The sequence below is a fragment of the Panacagrimonas perspica genome, from assembly GCF_004364935.1.
In the GTDB taxonomy this organism is placed as follows: domain Bacteria; phylum Pseudomonadota; class Gammaproteobacteria; order Nevskiales; family Nevskiaceae; genus Panacagrimonas; species Panacagrimonas perspica.
Genome location: NZ_SOBT01000010.1, coordinates 219436 through 242895 on the forward strand (window position 1 = coordinate 219436; position 23460 = coordinate 242895).

The 23460-nt window shown below is 67.2% G+C and carries 21 protein-coding genes and 1 pseudogene; 6 read left to right on the forward strand and 16 right to left on the reverse strand.

Features of this window, described 5'->3' with window-relative positions; translation table 11 throughout:
* Positions 1-98: 98 nt before the first annotated feature.
* The 4 genes from hrpA to DFR24_RS17770 all read left to right on the forward strand — a co-directional run bounded on the left by hrpA (position 99) and on the right by DFR24_RS17770 (position 6788).
* Positions 99-3914, forward strand: coding sequence for an ATP-dependent RNA helicase HrpA (gene hrpA, locus DFR24_RS17755; RefSeq protein WP_133882759.1), 3816 nt, complete (start codon positions 99-101; stop codon positions 3912-3914).
* A gap of 170 nt (positions 3915-4084) precedes the next feature.
* Positions 4085-4792, forward strand: coding sequence for an orotidine-5'-phosphate decarboxylase (pyrF, locus tag DFR24_RS17760; protein WP_133882760.1), 708 nt, complete (start codon positions 4085-4087; stop codon positions 4790-4792).
* Positions 4789-5700, forward strand: coding sequence for a DMT family transporter (locus DFR24_RS17765; RefSeq protein WP_210772376.1), 912 nt, complete (start codon positions 4789-4791; stop codon positions 5698-5700). Before pyrF ends, DFR24_RS17765 begins: the two co-directional genes overlap by 4 nt.
* On the forward strand, positions 5700-6788 hold the full coding sequence (locus DFR24_RS17770) for a DUF6670 family protein (protein WP_133882761.1): 1089 nt from the start codon (positions 5700-5702) through the stop codon (positions 6786-6788). Before DFR24_RS17765 ends, DFR24_RS17770 begins: the two co-directional genes overlap by 1 nt.
* A 282-nt stretch (positions 6789-7070) precedes the next feature.
* Here DFR24_RS17770 and DFR24_RS17775 read toward each other — a convergent pair whose 3' ends face one another.
* Complete coding sequence (locus DFR24_RS17775; RefSeq protein ID WP_133882762.1) at positions 7071-8444, reverse strand: DUF1329 domain-containing protein; 1374 nt, start codon at positions 8442-8444, stop codon at positions 7071-7073.
* A 183-nt stretch (positions 8445-8627) separates the two neighbouring features.
* On the opposite strand from DFR24_RS17775, the gene DFR24_RS17780 reads away from it, so the two are divergent.
* Positions 8628-8999, forward strand: coding sequence for a hypothetical protein (locus DFR24_RS17780; RefSeq protein WP_133882763.1), 372 nt, complete (start codon positions 8628-8630; stop codon positions 8997-8999).
* 42 nt (positions 9000-9041) lie between these two features.
* Here DFR24_RS17780 and DFR24_RS25375 read toward each other — a convergent pair.
* From DFR24_RS25375 to DFR24_RS17850, 14 genes and pseudogenes are all read right to left on the reverse strand, one after another.
* Positions 9042-9149: pseudogene (locus tag DFR24_RS25375) on the reverse strand (nuclear transport factor 2 family protein); the annotation flags it as partial.
* 39 nt (positions 9150-9188) lie between these two features.
* A complete protein-coding gene (locus tag DFR24_RS17790; RefSeq protein ID WP_133882764.1) occupies positions 9189-9914 on the reverse strand; it encodes a queuosine precursor transporter in 726 nt (241 codons plus the stop codon).
* Between the two features lie 45 nt (positions 9915-9959).
* Positions 9960-10460: a TPM domain-containing protein gene (locus tag DFR24_RS17795; RefSeq protein ID WP_133882765.1), complete on the reverse strand. Its 501-nt coding sequence runs from the start codon at positions 10458-10460 to the stop codon at positions 9960-9962.
* Between the two features lie 5 nt (positions 10461-10465).
* A complete protein-coding gene (locus DFR24_RS17800; RefSeq protein WP_133882766.1) occupies positions 10466-11320 on the reverse strand; it encodes a TPM domain-containing protein in 855 nt (284 codons plus the stop codon).
* Between the two features lie 33 nt (positions 11321-11353).
* Positions 11354-11944, reverse strand: coding sequence for a LemA family protein (locus DFR24_RS17805; protein ID WP_133882767.1), 591 nt, complete (start codon positions 11942-11944; stop codon positions 11354-11356).
* Positions 11945-12096: 152 nt separating this feature from the next.
* Positions 12097-12738, reverse strand: a complete 642-nt coding sequence (locus DFR24_RS17810) for an NADPH-dependent F420 reductase (protein ID WP_133882768.1) — start codon at positions 12736-12738, stop codon at positions 12097-12099.
* Between the two features lie 106 nt (positions 12739-12844).
* A complete protein-coding gene (locus DFR24_RS17815) occupies positions 12845-14029 on the reverse strand; it encodes a phosphoglycerate kinase (RefSeq protein ID WP_133882769.1) in 1185 nt (394 codons plus the stop codon).
* Between the two features lie 58 nt (positions 14030-14087).
* Positions 14088-15572, reverse strand: a complete 1485-nt coding sequence (locus DFR24_RS17820) for a TIGR04222 domain-containing membrane protein (protein WP_133882770.1) — start codon at positions 15570-15572, stop codon at positions 14088-14090.
* A 219-nt stretch (positions 15573-15791) separates the two neighbouring features.
* Positions 15792-16796 (reverse strand): type I glyceraldehyde-3-phosphate dehydrogenase, encoded by a 1005-nt coding sequence (gene gap, locus DFR24_RS17825; RefSeq protein ID WP_133882771.1) that lies wholly within the window; start codon positions 16794-16796, stop codon positions 15792-15794.
* A gap of 76 nt (positions 16797-16872) precedes the next feature.
* On the reverse strand, positions 16873-18870 hold the full coding sequence (gene tkt, locus DFR24_RS17830) for a transketolase (protein WP_133882772.1): 1998 nt from the start codon (positions 18868-18870) through the stop codon (positions 16873-16875).
* A gap of 103 nt (positions 18871-18973) precedes the next feature.
* Positions 18974-19237: a DNA-directed RNA polymerase subunit omega gene (gene rpoZ / locus DFR24_RS17835; RefSeq protein ID WP_133882773.1), complete on the reverse strand. Its 264-nt coding sequence runs from the start codon at positions 19235-19237 to the stop codon at positions 18974-18976.
* A 169-nt stretch (positions 19238-19406) separates the two neighbouring features.
* Entirely contained in the window at positions 19407-20039 is a 633-nt protein-coding gene (gmk, locus tag DFR24_RS17840) for a guanylate kinase (RefSeq protein ID WP_133882774.1), read from the reverse strand.
* A 131-nt stretch (positions 20040-20170) separates the two neighbouring features.
* Complete coding sequence (locus DFR24_RS17845; RefSeq protein WP_162851298.1) at positions 20171-21094, reverse strand: LysR family transcriptional regulator; 924 nt, start codon at positions 21092-21094, stop codon at positions 20171-20173.
* Positions 21091-22035, reverse strand: coding sequence for a LysR family transcriptional regulator (locus DFR24_RS17850; RefSeq protein WP_162851299.1), 945 nt, complete (start codon positions 22033-22035; stop codon positions 21091-21093). The genes DFR24_RS17845 and DFR24_RS17850 overlap by 4 nt, the downstream gene beginning before the upstream one ends.
* Positions 22036-22143: 108 nt before the next feature.
* Between DFR24_RS17850 and DFR24_RS17855 the strand changes: the two genes are divergently transcribed.
* Positions 22144-22680, forward strand: a complete 537-nt coding sequence (locus DFR24_RS17855; protein WP_133882777.1) for a cytochrome C — start codon at positions 22144-22146, stop codon at positions 22678-22680.
* Between the two features lie 150 nt (positions 22681-22830).
* Here DFR24_RS17855 and nthA read toward each other — a convergent pair whose 3' ends face one another.
* On the reverse strand, positions 22831-23442 hold the full coding sequence (gene nthA / locus DFR24_RS17860) for a nitrile hydratase subunit alpha (RefSeq protein ID WP_133882778.1): 612 nt from the start codon (positions 23440-23442) through the stop codon (positions 22831-22833).
* Positions 23443-23460: the final 18 nt, after the last annotated feature.

Below are 23460 nucleotides of genomic sequence, written 5' to 3' on the forward strand. Positions count from 1 at the left end.
AAGACACCGCGTCGTCGAGCCGTTTGCGTACCGTTCCGGCATCGAATTGGCCACGCAACAAAAATAGTCATGGCGAACCGTAATTTTCAGCCTGCCGCGTGACCGACCTCGCCGACCTGCGCGCCCGGCTCGAGCGCGCCCGACCTGAACTGCTCGCCCGCGACGCCCAGCAGTTCTCGCGTCAGCTCGCGCGTGCGGACAAGGCGCGCTTCGACTCGGCGCGCTTCCTGCGCGATCTGGCCGCCGGCCTTGCCCGCCGATCTGCACGCGACGCACTGCGCCCCGCGACGATCCGCTACCCGGCCGAACTGCCGGTCTCGCAGGCACGCGAAGAACTCCTCGCCGCGATCCGCGACCACCAGGTCCTGATCGTCTGTGGCGAGACCGGCTCGGGCAAGACCACGCAGCTGCCCAAGCTCTGCCTGGAACTCGGCCGCGGATCGCGCGGCCTGATCGGCCACACGCAGCCGCGACGCCTCGCCGCGCGCAGCGTCGCCACGCGCATCGCCAAGGAACTCGATACTCCGATCGGCGAACTCGTCGGCTTCGAGACGCGCTTCGATCGTCGCGTGTCGGAGAAGAGCCTGGTCAAGCTGATGACCGACGGCATCCTGCTGGCAGAACTACAGAGCGACCGCGACCTGTTCGCGTACGACACGATCATCATCGACGAGGCGCACGAGCGCAGCCTCAACATCGACTTCCTGCTCGGCTGGCTCAAGCGCCTGCTGCCGCGGCGCCCCGACCTGAAGGTCATCGTGACCTCGGCCACGCTCGACCCCGAGCGACTGTCACGGCATTTCAACGACGCGCCGATCTTCACGGTGGAGGGCCGCGCGTACCCGGTGACCTTGCGCTATCAGCCCGAGTCCGAGGAAGCGGAAACCGAAGACGCGGTCGCCGATGCGATCGACCAGTTGTGGAAGGGGCGCCCCGACGGCGATGTGCTCGTGTTCCTGCCCGGCGAGCGCGAGATCCACGACCTGTCGCGCTCGCTCGCCGGCCGCTTCCCGCGCGCGCAGGTGCTGCCGCTGTATTCACGCCTTCCCGCCGCCCAGCAGGATCGCGTGTTCTCGACGGGCGGGCCGCCGCGCATCGTGCTGTCGACGAACGTGGCGGAAACTTCGGTGACGGTGCCGGGCATCCGTTATGTCGTGGACACCGGCACCGCGCGCATGAGCCGCTGGTCCACGCGCCTGGGTATCCAGCAGCTGCACATCGAGGCGGTGAGCCAGGCCGCGGCCAACCAGCGAGCCGGCCGCTGTGGTCGCGTCGGCCCCGGCACCTGCGTGCGCCTGTATGCCGCGGACGAGTTCGCGTCGCGCCCGCTGTTCACCGATCCCGAAGTGCTGCGCGCCAATCTCGCCGGCGTGATCCTGCAGATGGCGACCTTGGGCCTGGGCGACGTCGAGGAATTTCCGTGGCTCGATTCACCTGATTCGCGCCAGGTCTCGGAGGGCTATCGCCTGCTGCAGACGCTCGGCGCGCTCGACGACGAGCGCGCGCTGACCAAGCTGGGCCGCGAGATCGCACGCCTGCCGCTGGATCCGCGCGTGGCGCGCATCGCGCTGGCCGGTCGCGACACGAATTGCGCGCGCGAATCCTGGGTGCTCGCCGCCGCGCTGTCGGTGCAGGACCCGCACGAAAACCCTCCGGAGTCGCTGCCCCAGGCGCGGCAGAAGCACGCCGAGTGGAGTCATCCGCGCTCCGACTTCCTGACCTTGCTGCAGCTGTGGAACCGCTGGCAGGAATGGGGCGAGAACGCCTCGAATCGCCAGCTGCGCAAGCTGTGCAAGGACCACTACGTCTCCTACCTGCGCATGGAGGAGTGGGAGTCGGTCTATCGACAGATCGCCGACCTGCTCGGCGAACGCGAGGATCGCAAGGCAGTGGTCGCCAGCACGCCGGAGGCGATCGAAAAACTCTACGTGCCGCTGCACCAGGCGCTGCTCGCGGGGCTGGTCGATCACCTCGGCCTGAAGCTGCCCGAGAAAGCCGAGTACCAGGGCCCGCGCGGTCGGCGCTTCAAGATCTTTCCCGGCTCCAAGCTCGCGAAGAAGGCGCCGCAATGGCTGATGTGCGCGGCCATCGTGCACACCTCGCAGATCTTCGCGCGCACCGTCGCGGCGATCGAACCCGAGTGGCTCACCGTCGTGGCGCCGCACCTGGTCAAGCGCGTCGCGCAGCAGCCGGAGTGGAACATCCAGCGCGGCGAAGTGAGCTGCACCGAGCACTTCAGCATCTTCGGCATGCCGCTGATGAAGCAGCTGCGCCACTACGGCACGATCGATCCGGCCGGCGCGCGCAGCATCTTCCTGCTCGATGCACTGGTGCGCGGCGAGATCACGAACAAGCCGACGTTCCTGCAGCAGAACCTGAAGCTCGCCGACGACGTTCGCGAGAAGGAGGCGCGGCTGCGCCGTCCCGACCTGCTCGCCGACGAACCCACGCTCGCCGCGTTCTATGACCAGCGCCTGCCGGCGGACGTCTTCACCGTTGCGGCCCTCAAACGCTGGCTGCATACGCCGGGACAGAACCGCGCGAACGCCCTGCGCATGCGCGAAGCCGACGTCCTGCGCAGCGGCGCCGATGCCGACATCGCGAGCCAGTTCCCGGATCACCTCGATCTGGCGGGTCATCGGCTGCGCCTGAGCTATGCGCACGATCCGGGCACCGACGCGGACGGCGTGTCGTTCCACGTGCCGATCGCGCTGCTGTACGCGCTGCCCGCGGAGCGCTTCGACTGGCTGGTGCCGGGCCTGCTGCCCGCGCGCATCGAAGGCCTGATCCGCACCTTGCCGCAGCCGCTGCGCCGTCATTGCGTGCCGGCCGCGGACTACGCGATGGCGCTGGCCAACAGCCTGTCGCCGGAGGCCGGCGAACTGCTGCCGGCGATCTGCACGCGCTTCCACGCGATGACCGGCGTGAGCCTGAGTCCCGGCGACTTCGCGCCGGCCAAGCTCGATGCGCATCTGCAGCCGCGCCTGGTGCTCGAAGACGAGCGCGGCCGCAAGCTCGCCGAGGACAAGTCGCTCGCCGCGTTGCAGGGCTCGCAGACCGGCGCGGCGCGCGCGGCCCTGGCCAGCAGCGCGGTGCAGGACGAGGCGTCGCGCCGCTGGGTGCGCGAGAAAGTGCTCGACTGGGATTTCGGCGATCTCCCGGACTCGGTGCAGTTGCCGACGCGGGCGCAGGCCTATCCGGCCTTGCAGGTGCGCGACGGTCACGTGGCGCTCGCGCTGCTCGAATCGCGCGAGGCCGCGGCGAAGAGCCACGTGCAGGGCGTGCGCGCACTGCTGCTCGCACGGCTCGGCGATCGCATGCGCGATCTCGCCCGCACGGCCAAGGCGAAGCTCGGGCTGTCGCAGATCGGCCTGGCGCTGTCGCCCGATGCGCTGGCACTGTCGATCGCCGCGCGTGCCGCGCTGCGCGCCTGGCCGCTGGCGCAGATCCGCACGCAGGCCGCGTTCCAGGATGCGCTGCAGCACCGTGGCGAGTTCGGACGGCTCGCGGCGGCGATGCTCGAGCAGGTCTGCGAATGGCTCAACGCCGCCGCCGAGCTGCGCAAGCGCATGCGGGCACTCGGCACGGCCTGGCCGGAGGCGCGCGCAGACCTGGCTGAACAGCTCGACACGATGCTCGCCGCCGGATTCGTCGATGCGATTCCCGAGGCGCAGTGGCCGCGTATCGCGACCTATCTGAAGGCCGCCTCGATCCGGCTCGATCGGCTCCCCAACAAGCCGCAGCGGGATCTGGAGCTCACGGCGCAGATCAAGCCGTGGATCTCGAAGCTGCCGCGTCCGCTGCACCCGGCACGCTGGGTGCTCGAGGAATGGCGCGTGGCGCTGTTCGCGCAGGAACTGCGTGCCGAGGGAGCGCCGAGCGCGACCCGCGTGCGCGATGCTCTGACAGCCTGAACACTGAGCCCGGATTCGCCGAGCCCCGTAGCCCGGGTGAAACCCGGGATTCCCCTCGCAAACGGAGCGCAACCCCGGGTTTCACCCGAGCTACGCTGACCTGCCCGCGCAGAGCTTGAGATACTGGCGGCATTCCAATTCCAGCTTCATCGCATCCCGACGACCCCGACATGACCCTCGCTGATCCCCGCGACCGCCTGATCGTCGCCCTCGATGTCCCCGATGCCGACGCCGCCCGCGCGCTGGTACGCACGCTCGGCGACGCCGTCTCGTTCTACAAGATCGGCATGGAGCTGAGCATGTCGCCCGGCTTCTTCGAACTGCTCGACTGGCTCAAGCAGGAAGGCCGCAAGGTCTTCGTCGACCTGAAGTTCTTCGACATTCCGGAGACGGTGGCGCGCGCGGTCGGCAATCTGGCCGAGCGCGGCGCCGATTTCTGCACCATCCACGGCAACCAGTCGATGATGGAAGCGGCCGCCACAGCGAAGTCACGCAATCTCAAGGTGCTGGCCGTGACCGCGCTGACCAGCCTCGATCGCGGCGATCTCGACGACCTGGGCTTCCAGTGCGACATCGCGGACCTGGTGCTGTCGCGTGCGCGCCGCGCGCTGGCCTCGGGCTGCGACGGCGTGGTGTCCTCCGGTCTCGAAGTCGAGCGCCTGCGGCGCGAGGCGCCGCGCGAACTGATCTGCGTGACGCCGGGCATCCGTCCGGTCGAGAACCGCGTGATGGCCGACCAGAAGCGCGTCATGACGCCGGCAGCGGCGATCCAGGCCGGCGCCGATTACCTCGTGATCGGCCGCCCGATCCGTGATGCCGCGGACCCCCGCGCGATGGCGCTCAGCGTCCAGGCCGAGATCGCCGCGGCGGCGACGTGAAGCCGCTGGGCGCCGACGCGCGAGCGCTGCTGGCGCTCACCGTCGGCGCAGTCCTGATCGGCCTCGCGCCGATCTTCGTGCGGCTCGCCGATGTCGGGCCGATCGCCGCCGCGTTCTGGCGTTGCGCGCTCGCGTGGCCGATCCTGGCGCTGGCTTCGCGCTACGAAGGCGCCGTCGACGCCTCCGGGAATTCGACGGCCACGCGCGGCCTGCTGCTCGGCGCCGGCCTGTTCTTCGCTGCCGATCTTTCGCTTTGGCACTTGGGCATCGGCATGACCTCGGTGGCCAACGCTACCTGGCTCGCCAATCTTGCGCCGCTGTTCGTCGCGCCGGCCGCGTGGCTGCTGTGGCGCGAGCGCGTGAGCTCGCGCTTCCTGCTCGGCCTCGTGCTCGCGCTGGTGGGGACGGCGATATTGATCGGCGACGGCCTGCGCGCGGATCGTGCGCGACTGATGGGCGATGCGCTGTCGATCGTGGCGGCCGTTTTCTACGCCGGCTATCTGCTGTGCGTCTCGCAACTGCGGCGACGGCATTCCACGTTGCGCATCCTGAGCTGGAGCAGCGCGACCGTCGCCGTGACCTTGCTGCCGATAGCGTTCCTCGCCGGCGAGAAGATCCTGCCTTCCTCGATCCACGACTGGCTCCTGCTGGCGGGGCTCGCGCTGCTTTCGCACGTCTGCGGCCAGGGCCTGATCGCGTATTCGATGGCGAGCCTTCCCGCCTCGTTCTCCGCCGTCGGCCTGCTGGTGCAGCCGCTGGCCGCTGCGATCTTTGCGTGGGTGCTGCTATATGAACGTTTCGGCTGGCAGCAGGCCCTCGGCGGCGCCGTGATCCTCGCCGGCATCTGGTTCTGCCGCATGGCCTCCCGCACCGCGACACCCGCGTCACCGACACCCGGAGTCCTCTGATGAAGATGCGAATCCCGCGACTCTCCAGTCTCTCCCGCGGCCTGTGGGGGCAGATGATCAAGCGCGTGTACCCGATGCTCGACGGAACGCCCGCTCTCGAAGGCGAGGCGTTTCCCGCCGACTACGCGATGGTGCCGTTCGCCAACTCGAAGCGGATCGGCTGGACGCATTACGGCGTCATGATTCCGGATCTGCCGGCGCCGCACCGGTTCTTCTCGATCATGTCGATCATCGGCACGCCGGGTGCGCTGGCCTTCGACACCGATCACGCGTTGAAGACCAGCCCGCGACGCAATGCCACCCTCGTATGCGGCACCGCGGCCACGCATCCGCATCACTTCGCCGGCTACTCGATCGATCGCGACTGCGATTTCCCGGACGAAGGCGGTCTCGTACGCTTCGGCGACGAGGTGGAGATCCAGGGCGACTATCCGGATTTCCGCGTCACCGCGAATATCCACGATCTGCGGCTGGAGATCGACCTGCGCTGCACCGACAAGGTGACGTGGTTCCTGAAGACGCCGGTCTACGATCATCTGAGCCTGCTCTGCGATTACCAGGGCACGCTGGAATGGCAGGGCACGCGCAGCGAGATCGCGGGTCAGTGCACCTACGAGTACGCGGCCTGCCCGAGCCCGTATCTGGTGCGCGACCGGCCGCTGCCGCGGGCGCTCAAGGTTCCGCTGGATTTCTTCACGTACCAGATCATCAATCTCGAGGACGGCGTGCAGCTGCTGCTCACGCAGATCCGCATCGCCGGCAATCTCGCGGTGAGCAAGGTCTATGTGCGCGGGCGCGATGAGTACAACCGCACGTATCTGGCTGCGGAGTTCGACGTGATCCGATATCGCGAGCCCGCGGAGCGAACGCCGGACGGTCGCCGCATGCGCCTTCCCGATCAGTTCGAGTGGCACGTCGCCGGCGACGACGGCACCCGCGTGTTGAGCCTGCGCTGCACCTGCGACACGCCATTCACGTACGGCCTGGGCAGCGGCTTCGTCGGCGGCTATCGCTACGAAGGCGAATTCCGCGGGCTCGAAATCGGCGGGCGCGGCTACATCGAGTACATCGATCGGCGCGAGGAGTGAGCGTTCGCGCCATATAACCCCCTCTCCCCGTGAACAGCGCACGGGGAGAGGGAGACCTGCAGCGACATCCACGCCGCACCCGGACGTCATTCAGAAAAAAATCCGGCGACCGAAAGTCATCTCGCGATCGCCGGGCTGCTCTGGCAGGAGCAGAACTCCGGTTCCAAAAAATCTCCGGCTCTTCGAGGAGGAAGGTTCGAGGAGCCGGATGGCTCGAAGGACGAGCAGTGAGTGGCCGACGACCCGCGCCGTCGGCGGTGGAACCCCATCAGGTCACGAACGCTATTTGCCGAGGCGATTGAGCGCGCCGGTCGTGAGGTAGGCGTTGTAGAAGTCGTACGACGGGTCGTATTCCGACTTGTATCCCGTCGGGCTCGCCTTGGCGTGATAGAAGCGGCTCATGCGATTCGACTGGATGTCGTGGACGTGGCAGTAGTCCCACGACCACGCCGGCGTGCCGTCGGCGTTCTTGTGCACGTTGTCGCCCTTGACCTGTCTGCCCGACCCGGTCTCGAACGACTTCCACACCTCGCCACGCCGATCGAACGTGATGCTCGAGTTGTACATGTTGTTCCGCGTGTCGATCCACACCTTCTTCTTGCCCACGGGCGCGCGCGGGTAGCCGGTCGGTTTGGTCTCGATGACGACGCACTCGGGCACGAGCTGGAAATTCGTCTCGTAGAACGTGATGCCCTTGCCCCCTCCGTGCACCTTCTTGTCCCAGTTCGGCTGATCGCCCTGCCAGTTCTCCGATACGGGCGCCAGGTGCGGCTGGCGTCCGATCAGCTGGAAATCTCCCCAGGTCAGCATCGGATCACCGGAGGACCAGGCGTCGGAAAGGAAGAACGTGATGCCGGGAACCAGCGGCTCGAAACGCTGGTTCGTCGGGAACTGGCGAACCCGCTTGAACGCCGGGAAGTAGCCGTGAAGGTCCGGAAACTTGCGCTGGTCGTAGTACCAGATCGACAGGAACGAGGAACCCTTCGTGTCGTTCGGCCGCGTGAACCAGACGGACTGCAGACGCAGAAGGTCCTTGCGATCCTGGAACACCTTGCCGTCGGATCGGGCCTGGCACTGGAGTTCCGCCCACATGAACTCGTACTCGTATCCGATGGTGCCGTCCGGCTTCAGGTCGACGTCGGGGATCGTGTAGAGCGAGAAATTGTGGCGGCCCCAGCTCATCGTGATGTTGGCCAGCGCCTCCTTGCCGTCCTTGGGCTCGATGAACGGCACGCCGCCCAGCCAGTTCTCGTTGGTATCGGTCGTCAGATTGCCGTCGGCAGCCCAGCGCGCGCGGCCCCTGTTGCGCAGCGTCGCCTCGAGGTGATCGGCGTTGTACATGTGCGTGAGGTCCCGCGTCGTCGGCACGATCTTGATGCGCCGTCCCTGCTCCTTGATGTTCTTGTACTGGATCGGATCGAGCAGATCCTTGACGATATCGACGTTGTTGGCGTCGACGTAATCGCCTGTCTTGATCTTCCCTTTCGTGAACATGTCGATCGACATGAGTTCGTCGGGATAGGCCTTGCTGATGTCGCCCGTGGAAGCTGCGACGGACCACATCGGAGCCAGAACACCCAGCCCTCCCACACCGCGCGCCGTCTTTTCAAGAAACGCTCGGCGGCTGAAATCGAAATCGTATTTCCGGATGCGCACAGGCTCTCCTCCATTTTGAACACAAGGGGTCGAGGCCTTGATAAAAAGGCCTTCTTCTACTTGCCTGCCAGATTCAAGAAACGCTTTCCCCCGGGCTCTATTGCCTGCTTTTGGCCCGATGTATCCCAACGGTAGCGCGAGCATCGCGGGTGCAAAACTGCTCTCAAGGATAGGGTGCGCGGGATGGACGAAGCGCGGTATATCCCTTCACGAATGACCGGCGACGTCGCACGCCACTGCACGTCCATCAGACTTGATTGCGAGAAGCGCCCGATGAGAGAGATCGCAAAGAGGTTCGATGCTGCTGCCATCGCAGACCGTCGAGCACTGCTCTCACGGCGCGTTCCGGTCAGGACGGAACTGCTGCGTCAGCTGGAGCGCGTCGTCATCGCCACGGCAGAGCCCTCGCTCAAGCAATCTCGTGTGCGGGTCGCCCGGAGTCTCGACTTTGCGTCGTGGGACGATCTGCACCGCGCGATTTTCGCCTCCACCGACGCCGGCCTTCGCGCCCTGTGCGATTCGATTGGCAAGCGGCTCGCGAATCCCGATCGCTGAATCCCTGTTTCCGATTCCCGGCGTAGCGGCCGGAATGAATCCTCAGGGCGCGAACGATGGAAGTGGGCAGACTTCCATCGCGGCGACCAGCCCATCCTGGATCGTGAAGCGATGACCCACGTGCTCATCGGCCAGCACGGCGCCCGCCAGACTGCTGCGTGCCGCAAGGGGTCACGAGAGGTCGCCACGTCAGGCCGGCTTCTTTTCCTCTCCCTCGTCCCTGAGCGAGAACGGCGTGAAACTCGTGTTGCGATCGAACGTATCCACGCCCTCGGAACGCTTGAGCCATCCGACGATGGCGTAGGTCACCGGCGTGAGCAGCGCTTCCAGGCCGACCTTGAACAGGAAATTGAAGACCACGACCGAGACCAGCGCCTCCATGCCCCAGATCCCGTAGAACGCGAGCGGGTAGAAGATCATCGAGTCGGCGGCCTGACCGCAGACGGTGGAGCCGATGGTGCGCGTCCACAGGTGACGGCCTTCGGTCCACACCTTCATCTTCGCCATCACGTAGGAATTCACGAAGTCGCCGACCGCGTAGGCCAGCATGCTCGCGGCCACGATCCGCCAGGTGTTGCCGAAGATCACCTCGAGCGCCGGCTGCAGCGTGGCGTTCCAGGGCTCTGCGGGACTCGGCGTGATGTTGACGACGATGTAGGCCATCAGCGTGGCGAACAGCATCGCGGCAAAGCCGGCCCAGATGGCGCGCCGGGCGCGCGCGTAGCCATACACCTCGGTCAGCACGTCCCCGAAGATGTAGCCGATCGGGAAGAACAGGTTGCCGGCGCCGAAGCTGAATTCGCCGAACCACGGCAGGTGCACTTCGCAGACCTTGCCCGGTCCGATCAGGTTGGAACACAGCAGTACCGTGACGAGACCGGCGACGAAGAAGTCGTAATAGCGGAATCGCTGCATGGCACTCGCCTTTGGGAAGTGCCCAAGTATGCCGTTGCCGCCCGCTCAGAGCAGCGCCGGCGCGTCCGGCAGTTCGTTCCCGGCGTCGGCGACACGAGGCTCCGGCGGGTAGCGTCCGAGGACGTCGGCGACCGCCCGGATGCCCGCCACCGCGCCGTCGCGAAAGTGGGATCTGCGGAAGTGCGCTTCCATCGCATGGCAGCAGGCTTCCCATTCCGACGGCGGCACGCGGCTGTTGCCGACGCCGCGGTCGGCCACGATCTCGACATCGCGATCGGCCAGCAGCACGTAGATCAGCACGCCGTTGTTGTGGGCGGTGTCCCACACGCGCAGTTTCGAGAAAGCCTCGATCGCGCACTCGCGCGGGCTCATGCCGGCCGACAGCTCCGCGAACGACAAGGCGGTGTCGACGGCGAAGCGGATCTCGCCCGTATGCCGCGACTCGCACTCGCGGATCGCGCTCTCGATCTGTTGCATCACCAGGCCCGGAAACGCGCGGCGGCGCGCCAGGCTGCCGGTGGTGAGATGCCGCCACCATCGCTTCATCGACGTCACCATCGTCCGGACGCGCCGCCGCCGCTGAACCCGCCACCGCCCCCGGAAAATCCGCCACCGGATGAGAATCCGCCGCCGGATCTGCCGCTGTAGCCCCCGATCGACGAGCCGCCCCGTCCGTCGATGACCAGTACCACGACGAACAGGATCGCCATCGCGACCAGGCCCACCATCCAGCCGAACAGCAGGCCGCCGACGAGCAAGGCCCCCGCCGCCGCGACGCAGGCGCCCAGCAGCCGGCCCAGGAACGTCCGCAGCAGCTGGCCGATCACCAGCAGGCCGAAGAAGAGCCCCGAGCCCAGGCTGGTTCCGTCCTGCGACGTGCGCTGATCGTGCGCCCGCGGTGCGGGCAGCGGCTCGCCGCGGATCAGTCCCAGGATCTGGTCGACGCCGGTCGCGATGCCACCGGAGAAATCCTGCTGGCGAAACGCGGGCGCGATCGTCTCCTCGATGATGCGCCTGGCCAGCGCATCCGGAATCGCGCCTTCCAGACCCTTGCCGACCTCGATGCGCATCGTGCGATCGTTCATCGCGATCAGCAGCAGCACGCCGTCGTCGACCTTCGCGCGACCCAGCTTCCAGGTGTCGACGACGCGGATCGCGTACTGCTCGATCGTCTCGGGCTGCGTCGTGGGGACGATCAGCACCGCCACCTGGCTGCCTTTTTCCTGCTCGAACGCCTGCAGCCGTGACGACAATTGCGCGGAAGCGGACGTGTCGAGAAGGCCCGTCAGGTCCGTGACCGCAGCGCGAAGCTCGGGCACGGCGACGTCGGCCGACGACACCGCCGCGAAGCACAGCGCGAACAAGCCCAGCGCGATGCGGCCGATCGTCGCTGATATCCCCGTCATCCGATCGCGCCCATGCAGCGAAGCGCCGTCGCGCTAGCTGCCGAAATCCACCGTCGGCGGCGCGCTGATCGCCTTCTCGTTCTCGACGGTGAAGTTGGGTTTCACTTCATGTCCGAACATCTTCGCCGTCAGATTGGTCGGGAACGAGCGCACCGTGACGTTGTAGGCCTGGATCGACTCGATGAAGCGGTTGCGCGCAACGGTGATGCGGTTCTCCGTGCCTTCGAGCTGCGCCTGCAGGTCGCGAAACAAGGTGTCGGACCGCAACTGCGGATAGTTTTCGGTAACCACGAGCAGGCGCGACAGCGCCGACGACAACTCGCCCTGGGCTTCGCCGAATTTCTTCATCGCCGCCGCATCGTTGACCATCTCCGGCGAGACGTTGATCGAGCCGACTTTCGATCGCGCCTCGGTCACGCCGATCAGGATGTCCTTCTCCTGCTGCGCGAATCCCTTCACCGTGTTGACCAGGTTGGGCACCAGATCGGCGCGGCGCTGGTACTGGTTGAGCACTTCGGCCCACGCGGACTTGGTGGCCTCGTCCTTGGCCTGCAGGTCGTTGTAACCGCAGCCGCTGAGCAGGACCACGAACAGGGAGACGACGAGGAGGTGCAAGGATTTCATCGACAGGCTCCAGCGAATGAGACGAGTGCAATCGATTGTGAGGCCTGCGGCGATCGAAGCAAGCTCCGCATCACCCCGTATCCCGGGTGAAACCCGGGATCCTGCTCCGTCGATCAGGAGTAGCCCCGGGTTTCACCCGGCCCACGGGGGCGTCACTCGCGCAGCAGCTTGAACGCGTGACGGGTCTTCTGTTCCCGCAACGCGGGAATGCACCACAGCATGCACAGCGGCTCGATCGCGCGCGCCGCCTCGACCATGCCCATGTCCGCGGCTTCCCACCCGAACTGCACGAGCAGCGTGCTGACGGTCTTCTTCGCCTCGGCGTCGTTGCCGCAGATGAACATCGTCGGCGGGGCACCGGCCAGTTGCGGGTTGACCATCATTCCCTGCCCGACCGAGTTGAACGCCTTCACGAAGCGCACGACGGAGAACTCCTTCTGCAGGCGCTCCATCAGTGAATCCTCGAGCGACGTGAAGAAGCGCAGCACGCCGTTGACCGGCGGCTGGTCGGAGATCGGATTGCAGGCATCGATGACGATCTTGCCGACGAGGCTGGTGGTGCCGGCCAGGCGCAGCGCACGCGCCGCCACCGAACCCTTCACGGCCAGCACGACGACGTCGCCGAAGTTCGCCGCGTCGGAAAAGCTGCCGGCGCTGCTGCGCGCGTTGGCCTTGAGCCAGTCGCGCAGCTTGCCCGGGTCGCGTGTGCCGATCAGCACGTCGTGGCCGTGCTTCAGAAAACCGGCCGCGAGCGTCCTCGCGACTTCGCCGGAACCCAGCACTCCGATTCTCATGTGCACCCCCTAAAAGGAAAGGGGAGCCGAGGCTCGCCTTTCACCATACCGTAGCCCGGGTGCAACCCGGGGTTTTCGTTCGACGTCGCGGGAGAAGCCCCGGGCTTCAGCCCTTTGCGCGTGCGACGAGCGCCGCGACGGCCGGCAGCTCCTTGCCTTCGAGGAATTCGAGGAACGCGCCGCCCGCCGTGGAGATGTAGCCCACGTCCTTCTCGATGCCGAATTTCGCGATCGCGGCCACGGTGTCGCCGCCGCCGGCGATCGACATCGCGCTGGATTTCGCGATCGCTTCGGACAGCAGCTTCGTGCCGTTGGCGAACGCCTCGAACTCGAACACGCCGAGCGGACCGTTCCAGACGATCGTACCGGCTTTCTCCATCGCGGCCGCCAGCGTCTTGGCGGTCTGCGGACCGACGTCGAGGATCAGATCGTCCGACGCCACGTCCTTGGCGTCCTTCACGGTCGCCGTCGCGGTCGCGGAGAATTCCTTCGCGGTGACGACGTCGGTCGGGATCGGCACCGAGGCGCCGCGCTTGGCCATCTTGTCGATGATGCGCCTGGCCTCGTTGACCAGATCCGGCTCGGCCAGCGACTTGCCGATCGGCAGGCCCATCGCGAGCAGGAAGGTGTTGGCGATGCCACCGCCGACGACGAGCTGGTCGACCTTGTCGGCCAGCGAATCCAGGATCGTCAGCTTGGTCGAGACCTTCGAGCCGCCGACGATGGCGACCAGCGGCCGCGCCGGCGCGTGCAGGGCCTTGCCCAGCGCCTCGAGTTCTGCGGCGACCAGCGGGCCCGCGCAGGCCACCGGCGCCTTCAGCGCCAGCGCATGCGTCGTCGCCTCGGCGCGATGCGAGGTTCCGAACGCATCGTTGGCGTAGACGTCGCAGAGCTTCGCCATCTTGGTCGCGAGCTCGTCGCTGTTCTTCTTCTCGCCCTTGTTGCAGCGGCAGTTCTCGAGCAGCACGACCTGGCCGGGCTTCACCGTGAAACCGCCGTCGACCCAGTTCTGGATCAGCTCGACGTTCTGGCCGAGCAGCTCGCTCATGCGCGCGGCGATCGGCGCCAGCGAGTCGGCAGGCTTGAGTTCGCCCTCGGTGGGGCGCCCCAGGTGCGAGGTCACCATCACCGCGGCGCCCTTCTTCAGCGCGAGCTGGATGCCCGGGATCGAGGCGCGGATGCGCGTGTCGTCGGTGACCTTGCCGGCATCGTCCTGCGGCACGTTGAGGTCGGCGCGGATGAAGACGCGCTTGTTCGAAAGATCGAGATCGGCGAGGCGAAGGAAATTCATGAGGGAAGGTCGGTCATCGGCAGCGGGAGACAGACCCGCATTTTGGCACCGGATCGCCTCAGTCGCCGCCTCCACCGCCGCCGCAGCCCCCGCACCCGCTGCTGCCGCCGCTATCGCCCCCGCTGTCACCGCCGCTGCTGTCGCTACCGCTGCTGCCGCTGTCCGAATACGAGCCGCCGCCGGAATCCGTGCTGCCGCTGTCGCGCTGCGGGAGGCGCGCCTCGTGATACGCGGCGTAGGCGGTGCCGGCCATCGCGGCAGTTCCGAGCAGGGCCACCGCGATCGCCATGTCCTGCGTCCGCGGCGCACGTGCCGCCGAGGCATGCAGCAGGCGGGTCTCGCGCACGACCTTGTCGCCGGCGCGCGTGACGCGCCATCCCTTGCGCAGGTAGTAGACGCCGACGAACAGGATCACGATCGACATCAATACGAGAAATCCGACCGGCCGGTCGCGGGCCAGGCCCACGCCGATCTTGGCCACGCCGAGCGCGAATACGATGAACGACGGCAGCGCCGCACGACGGGCCTGGCTGCGCATCGCCTCGTCGTCGAGCATCAGGCCGCGCCTGATCAGGTTCTGCCGCAGCGGGCTCAGCACGCCTTCCACGGTGCGCGCCGCGCGCTCGGGATCGGGTGTCGTGCGCAGGTGCTGCGCGATCGCGTCCAGCGGAGCAGGCAGTCCGGGCACCGGATCACTGATCTGCAGGGTGCGGCTCGACGGCTCCCACTGCGCCGCGCCGCGGGCCATCAGCACCGCGATCGCGGCATCCATGACGCGGCGTGGGCCGCCGGCGAGATAGGCGACGTCGTACGGCGAGAGCGACGCGGCATTCGTGCCGTGGGCATCACCGGGGCTTCGGCTCAGCCATCGGCCGCCGAAGAGTGCGACGCCGAACAGGAACGCATAGAGCTTCAGGAACGCAGGACCGTTCCAGTCGAGCGGCTCGGCCGACAGCGCGAAGGCGTCCGGCATTCCGGCGAGCAGCACGAGCACTCCGATCAGCGATGCCGCGGCCGCCATCCGCAGCGGCGACAGATGCGGACGGCGCAGCACGATCACCCGCTCGGTATCGACGGCGCGGAACCTCGGCGCCGCATCGAACCGGCGGACCGTACCCGGCCAGAACGCCTCCGGCGGCGGACCGAAACATTGCTGGTAGCTGGCCATCGTCTGCGCGTACTGCTCGCGGAACATCCGGTCCTGGCTCGTGTTGCGACCGCCGGGCTCGTGATGCAGCGGCGTGCCCAGGACCTGCGGGCAGAAGCGTTCCCAGTAGTCGCGCGTGTACTGCAGGTGCAGGTGCCAGACCTCGTCGACTTCCGCGCTCGGCGACACCGGGTGACCGCTGCAGGCGGCCAGAAAGCAGAAGCGGCGGTATTCCTCGACGGCGCGCTCGGCGTAGTCACGCGTCCAGCGAAATTTGCGGACCAGGATCGAGGCGAGATCGAGCTGCCCCTGCTCACTGCCGAGGTGATCCTGGATGCGCGCCCAGCAGCGGGCGTGGGCTTCGCAGACGTCGGGGGAAAGGGAGGCGACGTGCATGGCAGATCTCCGGCGGGCTGCGTCGATTCTGCCGAGGTCGCGCCGTGGCCGCTCGGGCGATCCGTGAACTGCGTCATGCCTCCATCGCCCGGGGCGGTCGTTCGAACACGGAGCGAAACCCCGGGTTTCACCCGGGCTACGCGGGGCGATGTCCGATGGGGCCCGCGCCAACGAAAAACCCCTCCGCGAAGGGAGGGGCTTTTCGACGCTAGGCGGCGATTACTTCGCCGCGATCACGCGCACCATTTCCAGGCACTTGTTGGAGTAACCCCACTCGTTGTCGTACCAGGCCACGAGCTTCACGAACGTGGAGTCGAGCTGGATGCCGGCGTCGGCATCGAAGATCGAGGTGCGCGCATCACCGCGGAAATCGGTGGCGACGACCTTGTCCTCGGTGTAGCCGAGCACGCCCTTGAGCGCGCCTTCGGACTGCGCCTTCATCTCCGCGCAGATCTCCTTGTACGTGGCCGGCTTCTCGAGGTCGGCGGTGAGATCCACCACCGAGACGTCCGAGGTCGGCACGCGGAACGACATGCCGGTGAGCTTCTTGTTGAGCTCGGGGATCACGACACCGACGGCCTTGGCCGCACCGGTCGACGACGGGATGATGTTCTCGAGGATGCCGCGACCGCCGCGCCAGTCCTTGTTGCTCGGACCATCGACCGTCTTCTGCGTCGCCGTCGTGGCGTGCACCGTCGTCATCAGGCCGCGCTTGATGCCCCACTTGTCGTGCAGCACCTTGGCCAGCGGCGCCAGGCAGTTGGTCGTGCACGAGGCGTTGGAGACGATGGCCTGTCCGGCGTAGGACTTGTGGTTCACGCCGTAGACGAACATCGGGGTGTCGTCCTTCGAAGGCGCCGACAGCAGGACCTTCTTGGCGCCCGCGGCGAGATGCTTCTCGGCGGTGGCCTTGTCGAGGAACAGGCCGGTCGATTCGATGACGATGTCGGCGCCGACGTCCGCCCACTTCAGGTTCGCCGGATCGCGCTCCTGCGTCAGGCGGATCTTCTTGCCGTTGACGATCAGCGTATTGCCGTCGACCGACACTTCGCCCTTGAAGCGGCCGTGCACGGAGTCGTAGCTCAGCATGTAGACCAGGTAATCCGGCTCGAGCAGATCATTGATACCGACGATCTCGATGTCGGAACCGAAGTTCTGCACGGCAGCGCGCAACACGTTGCGCCCGATGCGGCCGAAACCATTGATGCCAACCTTGACTGCCATTTATCGATCCTCGTGACGGACTACGGTCCTGTGACGGGACGCATCGTGCGTCCCCGGTATGAATTGATGCGCGGCTTCAGGCGAGCAGCTTCTCGACGTTGGCCACCACGCCTTCGACCGTCAGGCCGAAGTGCTTGAACAGCGCCGGCGCCGGTGCCGATTCGCCGAAGGTGTCGACGCCCATCGCGATGCCGGCGTCGCCGACGAAGCCGCGCCAGTACATCGTGATGCCGGCTTCCACCGAGACGCGCGCCTTGATCGCCGCCGGCAGCACCGACTCGCGATACGCGGCGTCCTGCTTCAGGAAGCGTTCGGCGCAGGGGATCGACACGACGCGCACGGCCTTGCCGGCGGCGTTGAGCTTCTTGGCGGCGTCGACCGCGAGGCTGACTTCCGAACCGGTCGCGATGAGGATGGCCTGCGGCGACGACGCCGGCTCGAGCAGCACGTAGCCACCCTTCAGCGCATCGACGGCGTGGTTGGCGGCACGCGGCTGCGGCGGCAGGTTCTGGCGCGACAGCGCGAACGCCGACGGGCCGTTGCGGCGCTCGATCGCGGCGCGCCAAGCGATCGCTGTCTCGAAGGCGTCCGCCGGGCGCCAGGTCTCCATGTTCGGAATCAGGCGCAGGCTGGAGACGTGCTCTACCGCCTGGTGCGTCGGGCCGTCTTCGCCCAGCCCGATCGAGTCGTGCGTGAACACGAAGATCGTGCCGATCTTCATCAGCGCGGCCATGCGCAGCGCGTTGCGCGCGTAGTCCGAGAACACCAGGAACGTGCCGCCGTACGGAATGATGCCGCCGTGCAGCACCATGCCGTTCATCGCGGCCGACATGCCGAACTCGCGCACGCCGTAGAAGAAATAATTGCCGGTCGGGTTGCCCGCGCGCGAAGGCGTGGCGCCCTTCCACAACGTGCAGTTCGACTCGGAAAGATCCGCCGATCCGCCGATCAGTTCCGGCAGCTTGGGCGCGATGGCCTCGAGCGCGTTCTGCGAGGACTTGCGCGTGGCCACCGGCTTGTCGCCGGCGGCGAGCTGCGCGATCGCCGCGTCGACGTTCTGCGCCCAGTCGGCCGGCAGTTCGCCCGCGATGCGACGCTTGAGTTCAGCGCCTTCCACCGGGAACGCGGCGACGTAGCGGTCCAGCAACTGCTTCCATGCCGTGCTGCGCTCGGAACCCTTCGACGAGGCGTCCCAACCGGCGCGGATCTCGGCTGGAATCTCGAACGGCGCGTGCGGCCAGTTGAGCTGCGTGCGTGCCAGCGCGATCTCGGCATCGCCCAGCGGCGAGCCATGGCTGGATTCCTTGCCCTGCTTGTTCGGCGAGCCGAAGCCGATCACCGTCTTGCAGCAGATCAGCGTGGGCTTGCTGACCGAACGTGAGGCGGTTTCCAGCGCGATCTTGATCTCGTGCGGATCGTGGCCGTTGACGTTGCGCACCACTTCCCAGCCATAGGCCTCGAAGCGCGCGGGCGTGTCGTCGTGGAACCAGTCGTGCACCTCGCCGTCGATCGAGATGTTGTTGTCGTCGTACAGCACCGTGAGCTTGCCCAGGCCCAGCACGCCGGCCAGCGAGCAGGCCTCGTGCGAGATGCCTTCCATCAGGCAGCCGTCGCCGACGAAGACGAAGGTGCGGTGGTCGACCACGTTGTAGCCGTCGCGGTTGAAGCGCGCCGCGAGGACGCGCTCGGCGATGGCCATGCCCACCGCGTTGGCCAGGCCTTGGCCCAGCGGGCCGGTGGTGGTCTCGACGCCGGCGGTGACGAAGTTCTCCGGATGTCCCGGGGTCTTCGACTTGAGCTGGCGGAAGTTCTTCAGCTCCTCGATCGGCAGGTCGTAGCCGGTCAGATGGAGCAGTGCGTACAGCAGCATCGAACCGTGGCCGTTCGAGACGACGAAGCGGTCGCGGTTGAACCACTTGGGGTCTTTCGGATCGTGCTGGAGGAAGTCGTTCCACAGCACTTCGGCGATATCCGCCATGCCCATCGGCATGCCCGGATGCCCGGAGTTCGCCTTCTGAACTCCATCCATGGCGAGGGCGCGGATGGCGTTGGCGAGGTCGAGGCGGGTCGTCATCTTCAGGTCGGCAGGCGTCTACAACATGAGGGGGCCGGCCGCTCGCACTCGCGATGGGCGGGCGCAGAAAACGCAGAAGCCCGGATTTTCCGGGCTTCTGGTGTTACAGATCGTAGCTGGGGTCCAGCGGCTCGAGATCCACCTTCGGCTGCTGGATGGCGGGCAGATCCTGCTCGGCCAGCACTTCCTTGCCGACGAAGCCGTCCGCGATCTCGCGCAGCGACAGAACGGTGGACTTGTGGTTGCCCCAGGGCAGCTTGGCGTCCGCACCGCGAGCCAGCTGGCGTGCGCGCTTGGCGGCCACCAGGGTCAGCTCGAACTGGTTCGGGATCTTTTCCAGGCAATCTTCAACGGTCACACGCGCCATGAGTTGCTCGCATCTGCCAACAAAAAAGGGCGCGAAGTGTAGCCGACCGGGGGGTCCCGAAGCCAGCAGGACGTGGACCGGGGCTGGCCGTCCCGCCCCGGTAGCCCGGGTGAAACCCGGGGTTGCGCCCGGTTTGCGAGGGGAACCCCGGGTTTCACCCGGGCTACGGTCAGACCAGCAGCGCGTCGATCAGCCCGGCGTGACGGCTGGCCTGGCTCCCGCGAGCCAGCCTGGGCGCCAGGAACAGGGCGGTGAGCTCTTCGAGCGCCCGCTCGAAATCCTCGTTCACGATCAGGAAGTCGTACTCGGCGTAGTGCGACATCTCGGCCTTGGCCGCCGCCATCCGCTTCTGGATGGTGGCGTCGTCGTCCTGCCCGCGCCCGCGCAGCCGGCGCTCCAGCTCTTCCGACGATGGCGGCAGAATGAAGACCGATCGCGCCTCGGGAAGCAGTTTTCGCACCTGTTGCGCGCCCTGCCAGTCGATGTCGAGCATCAGGTCCACGCCGCGCGCCAGCAGTTCCTCGGTCTTGTCGCGACCGGTGCCGTAGCGGCGGCCGAAGACGTGGGCGTGCTCGAGCAGTTCGGCACGCCCGATCATGTCCAGGAAGCGGGCCTCGTCGACGAAGTGGTAGTGCACCCCGTCCTCCTCGCCCGGCCGCGGCGCGCGCGTGGTGTACGAAACCGAGATCGCGGCCTCCTGCCCCCGCTCCGACAGCCGCGCCAGCACCGCGCGCGTCAGGCTGGTCTTGCCACCGCCCGAGGGCGCCGAAACGATGAAGAGGTTGCCGCGGGGGGGATTCATGCGCGGCAGTTTAGGCAAGCCCGGGGGTCTCGGCATTCCCTCTCGAAAGTCCGCCACTCGGTCGGGTCGTAGCCCGGACGAAGTCCGGGGCTGCGCTCGGTTTGCGACGGGAACCCCGGACTTCGTCCGGGCTACGGTTTCGAACGACGCGGCCGCCGCGCCGGCTCGAACTTTTCCAGCAGGAACTCGACGAACGCACGCAGCTTGGGCATGCCGTAGCGGTTGGGCAGGTAGACCGCGTACAGCGCCGCGTCGACGACCGGGTGCCAGCCCGGCAGCAGGCGCACCAGCCGGCCTTCGCGAAAATCATCGTGAACCAGGTGCCGCGACAGCAGCGCAATGCCGAGGCCCCCGAGCGCCAAGGTGCGCAGCGGCTCGGCGTGGTTGATACGGATGCTGCCGCGGATCGGCACTTCCACGCGCACACCGTCCTTCTCGAACACCGACGCGGCCATCAGCCCGGGCGGCGTGAACTGCAGGCAGTCGTGCTCCAGCAGATCCATCGGTTCCTTCGGCGCGCCGCGCCGCTCGATGTACGACGGCGCCGCGCAGGCCGCGATGCGCATGTCGGCGAGCTTGCGGGCGACGACATTGGGCTGCGGCGCATCGGTGACCCGCAATGCGAGGTCGAAGCCTTCCTCGGCCAGATCCACGAACCGGTTCGAGGCCGTGACATCGAGCTCGATCAGCGGATAGCGGCGGCGAAACTCCGGCAGCCACGGCACGACCAGTCCCGCGATCAGCCCCGGCGGTGCGCTGACGCGCAGGCGCCCGCGCGGCGCGGATTGCATCTCCATCACGGTCTGCCGTGCGTGCTCGACCTCCTCGATCACGCGCTGGCAATGACGCAGGTACGCTGCGCCGGCCTCGGTGAGCTTCAGGCTGCGCGTACCGCGCTCGAGCAGACGCGCGCCCAGTTCGCGCTCGAGCTGCGAGACATGCTTGCTGGTCACCGAGGTGTTCACATCCATCGCACGCGCCGCGGCGGCGAAGCTGCCGGCCTCGACCACGCGCGCGAACGTCACCATCTGGCCGATCAGGTGCTCGCGCTTCACGCCGCGGTCTCCGTGCCATGCAGGCGCAGCGCGCGATCCCAGTACGCCTCTTCTTCGCCGAAGCGCTCCACCAGGAACTCGACGAACAATCGCACCTTGCGCGAATCGCGCCGGTGCGTCGGCCATACGGCGAAGACCGACGCGCCGCGATAGCTGTCCCATTCGCGGAATAGCTGCACCAGGCGCCCGTGCCCGACGTCGCCACCGACCATGTAGCTCGGCAGCTGCGCGATGCCCAGGCCATGCACGGCCATCTTGTGCAACGGCTCCATCACGTTGGAACGAAACGCCCCGCTCACCTTGGTCCGCACCGTGCGGCCCGCGCTACCGTGGAAGGTCCAGGTGGTCGGATCGTCCTCCAGCGAAAACAGCAGGCACTCGTGGCCCGCGAGCTGCTCGGGATGCACCGGCACACCGTGCTTGCGCAGGTACTCGGGCGCCGCGACCACGCAGATGCGCAGCGGCGCCAGCGCACGCGACAGCAGATCGGGCGAAGGCTGGCGCGTGACGCGCAGCGCCATGTCGTAGCCCTCTTCGGAAAAATCGATGACGCGGTTGCTCAGGTCGAACTCGAGCTCGAGCTGCGGATGACGGCGCCGGAATTCCGCGAGCGCGGGCGCGATGTGCATCGCCACCATCGACGGCGGCGCGCTGACCCGCAGCGAGCCGCGCAGCTCGGTCTCGACCTGGGCGATGGACTGCTCGGCGGCTTCGAGTTCGACGATCAGGCGCGCGCAGTGCTCGTAGAACGCCTCGCCCGCCTCGGTGAGCGACAGCTTGCGTGTGCTGCGGTTGAGCAGCCGCGCGCCGAGGCTCTTCTCGAGCTTGGCCACGTGCTTGCTCGCCACCGACGTCGTGACGCCCAGCCGCTTGGCCGCCGCCGCGAAGCTATTGGCTTCGACGACGCGCGCGAAGGTCACCATGTGAACGGGATCGTCCAAGAAGCTGCGCGCTCGTTGCCGGAACGGAAGCAATCTTATTCCTTTGCCTGCGCTGTTCTCACGCGGCCCCGGACCTAGAGTGAATCCATCGTCACTCGGGGGTTCACCATGAAACTGCATCGCGCTCTTGCCATCACCTTGCTCGCCGTCGCGCCGGCGTCCTGCGGTCTCGCCTACGGCGCGGGCAGCGCCAAGAACATCCAGGCCGCGCCGGTCGTCGCCGGCAGCATCCCTGTCGCAAAAGCCGAGGTGGATCGCGGCCGCTACCTGGTCCGCATCGGCGGCTGCAACGATTGCCACACGGCGGGCTATGCCGCCAAGGCCGGCCACGTGCCGGAGCAGGAATGGCTGCTCGGCGACAGCACCGCCCACGAAGGGCCCTGGGGCACGAGCTTCCCGACCAACCTGCGCCTGACGATGCTGCGCTACAACGATCAGGACTGGCTCAAGCACGCACGCTCGTTCGCGGCGCGCCCGCCGATGCCCTGGTTCACGATGCACGAGATGACCGACCAGGACCTGCTCGCCATCCTGCGCTTCGTGCAGTGGCTCGGTCCGAAGGGCGAGCCGGCGCCGCCGGCGCTGCCGCCGGGCGAAAGCTGGATCGGGCCGGTGGTGCGCTATTCGGTGTCGAACGCGCCTTGAGCGATTCGGGAAACGTTCTTCGTCCGCCGGCAGGAGACATCCCGGGTTTCACCCGGGCTACGGGGCCGGAGACGTAGTCCGGGTGAAGTCCGGGATTCCCCTCGAATACGCAACGCAACCCCGGACTTCGTCCGGGCTACGGTTCTACGGTCAGGCGGTGGCTGGTACCTGCGGCAGCGCAACGCCGATCAGCACGTTCTTCGAGATCAGCGACGCGAGCTTTTCTTCGCTCCAGCCCTCGGTACCGGCCGGTCGCACCGGCAGCACCAGGAAGCGCGTCTCGGCCGTGGTGTCGACGACGCGAATCTCGACCGACTCCGGAAGATCCAGCCCCATCTCGCGCAACAGGCTGCGCGATTCGCGCACGACGCGCGAGCGGTACTCGAAGCTCTTGTACCAGTCGGGCGGCAGACCCAGGATCGGCCACGCCGTGCACGAGCACAGCGTGCAGACGATGACGTGATGCAAAGTCGGCGTGTCCACCAGCGCCGCCATGTATTCACCCTGGGGGCCGTGATAGCCCAGTTCCGCGCAGGCCGACGTGGCGTCCTTGAGCAGGCGCTCGCGGAACGCCGGATCGGTCCAGGCCTTGGCGACGACGTGCGCGCCGTTCTGCGGCTTCCAGTCGTTCTCCGCGACATGCGCGAAGTTCTCGATGTAGTCCTTGGGAATCAGGTTCTTCTCGTCCAGCGCGGCGCGCAACGCCTTGGCGCGCGCGGCCCTGGATGCCAGCGGGACCTGCGGTTCGTGGTGATCACTCATGACTGTCTCCGGAATAAG

Excerpts from the sequence above, each read along its gene's own strand:
- pyrF (WP_133882760.1), top strand. The coding sequence starts at position 4,085 with ATGACCCTCGCTGATCCCCGCGACCGCCTGATCGTCGCCCTCGATGTC.
- DFR24_RS17770 (WP_133882761.1), top strand. The coding sequence starts at position 5,700 with ATGAAGATGCGAATCCCGCGACTCTCCAGTCTCTCCCGCGGCCTGTGG.
- DFR24_RS17780 (WP_133882763.1), top strand. The coding sequence starts at position 8,628 with ATGGACGAAGCGCGGTATATCCCTTCACGAATGACCGGCGACGTCGCA.
- DFR24_RS17790 (WP_133882764.1), bottom strand. The coding sequence starts at position 9,914 with ATGCAGCGATTCCGCTATTACGACTTCTTCGTCGCCGGTCTCGTCACG.
- DFR24_RS17795 (WP_133882765.1), bottom strand. The coding sequence starts at position 10,460 with ATGAAGCGATGGTGGCGGCATCTCACCACCGGCAGCCTGGCGCGCCGC.
- DFR24_RS17800 (WP_133882766.1), bottom strand. The coding sequence starts at position 11,320 with ATGACGGGGATATCAGCGACGATCGGCCGCATCGCGCTGGGCTTGTTC.
- DFR24_RS17805 (WP_133882767.1), bottom strand. The coding sequence starts at position 11,944 with ATGAAATCCTTGCACCTCCTCGTCGTCTCCCTGTTCGTGGTCCTGCTC.
- DFR24_RS17810 (WP_133882768.1), bottom strand. The coding sequence starts at position 12,738 with ATGAGAATCGGAGTGCTGGGTTCCGGCGAAGTCGCGAGGACGCTCGCG.
- DFR24_RS17815 (WP_133882769.1), bottom strand. The coding sequence starts at position 14,029 with ATGAATTTCCTTCGCCTCGCCGATCTCGATCTTTCGAACAAGCGCGTC.
- DFR24_RS17820 (WP_133882770.1), bottom strand. The coding sequence starts at position 15,572 with ATGCACGTCGCCTCCCTTTCCCCCGACGTCTGCGAAGCCCACGCCCGC.
- gap (WP_133882771.1), bottom strand. The coding sequence starts at position 16,796 with ATGGCAGTCAAGGTTGGCATCAATGGTTTCGGCCGCATCGGGCGCAAC.
- tkt (WP_133882772.1), bottom strand. The coding sequence starts at position 18,870 with ATGACGACCCGCCTCGACCTCGCCAACGCCATCCGCGCCCTCGCCATG.
- rpoZ (WP_133882773.1), bottom strand. The coding sequence starts at position 19,237 with ATGGCGCGTGTGACCGTTGAAGATTGCCTGGAAAAGATCCCGAACCAG.
- gmk (WP_133882774.1), bottom strand. The coding sequence starts at position 20,039 with ATGAATCCCCCCCGCGGCAACCTCTTCATCGTTTCGGCGCCCTCGGGC.
- DFR24_RS17855 (WP_133882777.1), top strand. The coding sequence starts at position 22,144 with ATGAAACTGCATCGCGCTCTTGCCATCACCTTGCTCGCCGTCGCGCCG.
- nthA (WP_133882778.1), bottom strand. The coding sequence starts at position 23,442 with ATGAGTGATCACCACGAACCGCAGGTCCCGCTGGCATCCAGGGCCGCG.